This window comes from Okeania sp. SIO2B9 (genome assembly GCF_010672505.1).
In the GTDB taxonomy this organism is placed as follows: Bacteria; Cyanobacteriota; Cyanobacteriia; order Cyanobacteriales; family Microcoleaceae; genus Okeania; species Okeania hirsuta.
The window spans coordinates 1-5,772 of sequence record NZ_JAAHGK010000395.1 but is presented as its reverse complement, the minus strand read 5'-3'; the positions used below and the strand labels follow the sequence as shown (position 1 = coordinate 5,772).

The window sequence follows — 5,772 nt, the reverse complement described above, 5'->3', positions numbered from 1 at the left end:
CTCCACTGCCGTGCCTCGTAACAAAAATTACCGGACAATGCACGACCATTACAATGCAGCACCACCTATAGCTTTTATCAGTTGGATGAGATAAAAAATTGAGATTTAGAGGACAAAAAATAGACAATAAATTTGGATATGTATAACTCAATAAAACACTGTTCTAAGCACTATAGTAAAATAGCATTTGTTGAATTATACTAAAACACATTTTTGAAAGTTTGATAGTTATGAAGCCATAGCATTTTGTAATTCAATAAAGTTATTTATAGCTTGATAAATTTTGATTATATAGGATTACATCAAAGCTAATTACTATCATAATCTATATGATACTCACTACAGAATAATTGTGAAAAATTAAATATAATCAAAAAAAATTATTCTGAAACAAACCATAATCTCTAGTAAATATCCCATTGCTGAATCAAGGTATGAAAATAAAAACTGAATAATCTCAAGTATTTGTCATTTAATAGTTTAGCGTTCGCGGTAGCTATGCAGAGCATTATCGCCAACAAATACAAATCATACCTACGCATCAGCAACACCATAAATATTACATTGAGTAAGTATAGTTGCATAATAAAAAATTTATAATAAAGCATTAGAAATAAGCTGAGAGAAATGGTCAATAAGAATCTCCTGGAAAAGATTAGTAAACTCCTAGCTCTTGCCAATTCACCTAATGAACATGAAGCTGCATTAGCGGCTGAGAAGGCAGCAGAATTATTAGCTCAACATAATTTATCTGTAGCAGATTTAGGAAAAGAAAAGGATGAAGATATTACTAAGGGTATTATTGATAGAACAGGTCGTTATGTTACCTGGAAAATGTGGATTTTAGCAGGAATTGCTAATGCTAATGGATGTCAAGCAATGCGTTCTACTTACAGTGGTGAAATGAGATTAGTAGGAACAGAAACTAATATTACAGTTTCTAAATCACTTTATGAATATTTAACTGCTGTAGTTGACAGTTTAGTAAAACAACATAGGGGTAAAGGAAGAACTTTTATTAATGCTTTTCGAGTTGGTTGTGCAACTAGATTAAGACAGAGATTAGAGCAAAGACGAAAATCCATGGAGGAAAAAGGTATTGCTAGTAGTGACGATCGAAATTCGGCATCTGCTATGGTTGTACGCTCAATGTTTGAAAAATATTCTTTAGCTATTCAAGTATATTTAAAGCAAGAAGGTGTAAAATGTAAAGTTCAGAAATCGACTGCCGTTAATAATGATTTAGGTTTTTCTTTTGGATATATTGCTGGGGAAAAAATAAATTTGAATTATTTAAATCACCATTTATACAAAGGCAAAAATCATCGAACAGTTAACTGTAAATAATTAACAATTAACAATTAATAATTAATAATTACCTCTCCTGAAAATGGATATGATTGGCGAACATGATTTTTTTGATTTATTTATTATTGAAATCGGAGTCTTTAAAACTTAATTATTTGGTAAGTAGTACATAACTATTAATCATTAGTTTTTTTTACATCTTAAAACTGTCTGATTTTAGGGGTTGGTTGCTCCGCTGAAGTTGAGATTAGATAATATCCTCAAAGAAAACGTTAAATAGGCTTGATATTAGACGACGTAAGTGTTAAAGTTTATGGAAGAATATTTTAAGTAGATGGAGAAGATGGCTAAAACAACAACAGAAAAATTAAATACTTCAGAACAATCAAATACTCCACTGACTGGTAAAGCATTGTTGAAGAAAGTCAAAGAACTCTCGCACAAGTCAAAGAAAGATACTGCTATTGCTTGCGGATATTATTCAAATACAAAAGATAAGCAGAAACGAGTAAATCTTGCTAAGTTCTACGATGCAGTTTTACAGGCAAAGGGGCTAAATTTAGATGATAACAATGTTAAAGATGGAAGAGGGCGTGCTGCTACTTACCGTGCTTGTGTTCATAGAAATGGACAGTTAGTAATAGGCGCTAACTATACACAAGAAATGGGATTAAAACCAGGGGATGAATTTATTATCCAGTTAGGACATAAACATATTCATCTTAGGCAGATTAATATAGAAGTAGAAAAAGAAGATGAAAATAATGAGGAAGAATAGATAAATTTTGTAGTAATCGTAATGGTCTCTAAAATCTGCGATTATCATCATCTAGGTATTCCAAAGTGCTGCAAAAAACTAGAGTCATCTACAGTATTTGAAACCTAGTTTTTGGCAGCAAATAGACTTTGAAAGACAAGTTGACAAATTTGAGTATTTTGATCTTCAAAAATACCTAAATATGGGTGAACCTATTTTTAACTTTGTCAGGTATAATTTTGATCGGTTTTAAGTAAGTTAAGAGCGATTAGAAACAACTGAATTGTCTTAGGATTGAAACTGTTATTTGCTCTCAGTTATAAGATAGTAATGATGAGATAATCTAATTAAATTAGGTGTACAATGCAAAAAAATTGAGTTTCTTTACATCTATTTAAAAGTTAAGTGGGTAAAAATAACAAAAATAGGGTTGAATTTACTTCGAGATTTAGGTGTAAATATCTGAAATAATCCCGATATGAAGTAGAGGCAATAGTGATCAACTATAGTATTACTTTGGAGAAATGTTACAAGTTACCTTAGATAAAATTGAATAATTATTAAAAATAATCATAAATATAGCAATCCTATTTAACTTGTAATATTTTGGTGGTAGGGGCGAATGGCCATTCGCCCCTACAGGATTCAGGAGTCAGGAGTCATAATTTTAAAAGTTTTCAGTTCAAATTAGCTATTATAAAAATTGTCACAACCAATTTAGGATTGCTATAGTATAAATATAATTATCTTAACGAGGTTGCAAATTATGGAATAATATTGCCAAAAATTAGTTTAGACTTTGACTAAAAAAAACCTAATATTAATAATTCTAGCAATTCTCAAATTCAAAATCCAATTCAATCAAAAATCTAAAATCATTCGTCACTAGACATCTCTAGAAAAGAGGCAGTAGGCAGCTTTGCTGTAGGCAGTAGGGAACCCACCCCTCGCCCCTCCCCCTCCCAGGAGGGGAATAATTGATAATTTATGTGTGAGAATTGATTTTATTTTTGATTTTTGGAGATGTCTACTGTGCAACGCTTCTTAACCAATTAATAAAAATGGTTATAGTTATATTAAATATAGTTAAGCAAAATCTTATAATACTTCAAATTACTAAAAAAGCCTTCCAAACTAAAAATCTGTTTTGTAATTATTTAAACTCATAACAAAGATGACAATTATATTGAAATTGTAATATGAAATTACGGCGTTGGTGAATAAATGTATGATTTAACAATTCATCAGGAGCAATTCAGTAGATAGAAAGGAGTTTTTCGGAGACTAAATAGGAAGAAATAGGTATAATTTGCACTATTATTTTGGCTGAAAATTTACCTAAAGTAGGATTTCATACCTCAAATCAGCAACGTCAAAATTGCTTATAATTTGAATGAATATTTAAAAATCAGCAATAAAATAATTACGGTAAAAATTAATCAAAAAAATTATGTCCTTAACAGAACAAATTCTCTCGCAAATTCCGGGAAGTCCTTTACAAGGTCTGCGGAAAGCTGACCAGGTTTGGCAAAACCTTCGAGAAGACAATATTTCTATTCCTACTACTGTGAAAAAAGAAACTCAATTATTAAACACTTTAGACTGGGATGTAGTAATTTGTGGTGGAACTCTGGGTATACTTATTGGAGCAACCTTAGCAAAGAAAGGTTGGCGGGTAGCTCTGTTAGAACGAGGTATCCTCAAAGGGAGGAAACAAGAATGGAACATATCCCGCAAAGAACTAGAAACATTTATAGAATTAAATCTTCTCTCCTCAGAAGAATTAGAAACAGCGATCGCCACCGAATACAACCCCGCGCGAATTAGTTTTCCAGAGAGCGAAGACATTTGGGTAAAAGATGTTCTCAATATAGGTGTAGATCCAGTTTACCTCTTAGAAAGTCTAAAACAGGGTTTCCTTCAAGCAGGCGGTCAACTATTTGAAAACACAGCTTACGAAGCAGCAACTATTCATCCAGATGGGATCGACATTCAGGTTAATAATGGCCAATCATTCAAAGCTCGACTGCTCCTGGATGCAATGGGGCATTTTTCTCCTATTCTGAAACAAGCACGCCAAGGCAAAAAACCTGATGCTGTCTGTCTAGTAGTTGGTACTTGTGCCACTGGATACCCAAAAAACGATACAGGAGACATTTTTGCCTCATTCACTCCTATAAAAAACCAATGTCAATACTTTTGGGAAGCATTTCCTGCTAGAGATGGACGAACTACTTATCTATTTACCTACTTAGATGCTCACCCAGATAGAATTTCCCTAGAATCATTCTTTGAAGAATATCTCCGCTTATTGCCTGAATATCAAAAAGTGGAGCTTAGTCAACTTACATTCCAACGTGCCCTCTTTGGCTTTTTTCCCTGTTATCGTCAAAGTCCCCTGAAGACTCCCTGGAATCGTATTTTGCCAGTAGGCGATAGTAGTGGCAGTCAATCTCCTCTTAGTTTTGGCGGTTTTGGAGCTATGGTACGTCATTTGAAACGTCTAACCGGGGGTATTGATGAAGCTCTCCAAACGGACAACCTTTCTTCAAATGCTCTAGCACTTTTGCAACCTTATCAGCCTAGTATATCAGTCACTTGGTTGTTCCAACGTTCTATGAGTGTGGGGGTAGACCAAAAAGTTGAACCAAATCAAATTAATCAACTATTGGCAGGTGTATTTCAGGTAATGGATAGATTAGGGGAATTTGTACTTAAGCCTTTTCTGCAAGATGTGGTGCAGTTTCCTGCTTTAGCACAAACTTTATTTATGACTTCTTTAAAGCAACCAGGTTTAGTCATTAAAATTATTCCTCAAGTTGGCATCGGAAATTTATTAGATTGGATGAAACATTATTTGAATTTGGGAATTTTTAGTTTATTATCTCCTATAGGAGATAAATTGGCGTTTTTAGTGACAAAAATTCCTCTGGAGCAAAATTATTATTATCGCCGTTTGATTGAACAATGGCAATATGGTTCTGGTGGGGATTATAGTTGAAGTCAGAAGTTAGAGGCTAGAAGTTACCGAATTAAGTCTGAAATCAAAAATGAAATACTGAAAGAATCCGATAATTTATTCTAAATTCGGTTGCCATACCCCCCTTAATCAATCAAAGAAAATTCAACCAATGATAATGAGTCAAGTTTCTAACTTCTTCTTTCATTTAACTCAGAACATTACGGAAGAAGGACGAGAGTTTGAAAGCCACGTCTTTTTAAGTAAGCATTCAGCCGTCAGCTATCAGCGATTTCTTTTAGTAGGTGATAAAAGTTTTATTAATTGAGCTAGAAAAATATGACTACAAAAGTCAGCTCCAAAGTCTATATTCATTTAAACCCCCTTTTTTTGTGCTCTAACTGACAGCTAATAGCTGTTTGCTTAATGCAACAAGACTCTCTCATATAGGAAAGTATTTAAATTAATATAGACTTTAAAGGTAAGAGAGCTAACTTTTTTAGTAAGAGAATTAAATATTGCTTTGATCATCAACTAAAAGCACTCTTCTGATAGCTGATTGCTGACGGCTGAATGCTTACCTTATGTACCACGGTTAACCGACTTATTAATTGTGGGATTTATAGCAATGTGCGCTGGCATATTTACAAATTACAAGAACTGTCCAATAGCTAAAAGTCTTGTATTATCGGTCTTTTATTCCCCCAGATGAGCTGTTGCCAGATGAGCTGTTGCCTGCGCACAGCGC

General features: G+C 33.4%; 3 protein-coding genes. All 3 read left to right on the top strand.

The window, feature by feature from the left end; all coding sequences use genetic code 11:
• Positions 1 to 627 precede the first annotated feature (627 nt).
• The 3 genes from F6K13_RS15305 to F6K13_RS15295 all read left to right on the top strand — a co-directional run bounded on the left by F6K13_RS15305 (position 628) and on the right by F6K13_RS15295 (position 5,066).
• Positions 628 to 1,347 (top strand): DUF2786 domain-containing protein, encoded by a 720-nt coding sequence (locus F6K13_RS15305; RefSeq protein WP_124147614.1) that lies wholly within the window; start codon positions 628 to 630, stop codon positions 1,345 to 1,347.
• A gap of 304 nt (positions 1,348 to 1,651) precedes the next feature.
• Positions 1,652 to 2,086: an AbrB family transcriptional regulator gene (locus tag F6K13_RS15300; RefSeq protein WP_124147613.1), complete on the top strand. Its 435-nt coding sequence runs from the start codon at positions 1,652 to 1,654 to the stop codon at positions 2,084 to 2,086.
• Positions 2,087 to 3,515: 1,429 nt separating this feature from the next.
• Complete coding sequence (locus F6K13_RS15295) at positions 3,516 to 5,066, top strand: NAD(P)/FAD-dependent oxidoreductase (protein ID WP_124147612.1); 1,551 nt, start codon at positions 3,516 to 3,518, stop codon at positions 5,064 to 5,066.
• The last annotated feature ends 706 nt before the right edge of the window (positions 5,067 to 5,772 follow it).

What these genes read in the sequence shown, in the direction of transcription:
- F6K13_RS15305 (WP_124147614.1), top strand. Translation starts at nt 628, where the DNA reads ATGGTCAATAAGAATCTCCTGGAAAAGATTAGTAAACTCCTAGCTCTT.
- F6K13_RS15295 (WP_124147612.1), top strand. Translation starts at nt 3,516, where the DNA reads ATGTCCTTAACAGAACAAATTCTCTCGCAAATTCCGGGAAGTCCTTTA.
- F6K13_RS15300 (WP_124147613.1), top strand. Translation starts at nt 1,652, where the DNA reads ATGGCTAAAACAACAACAGAAAAATTAAATACTTCAGAACAATCAAAT.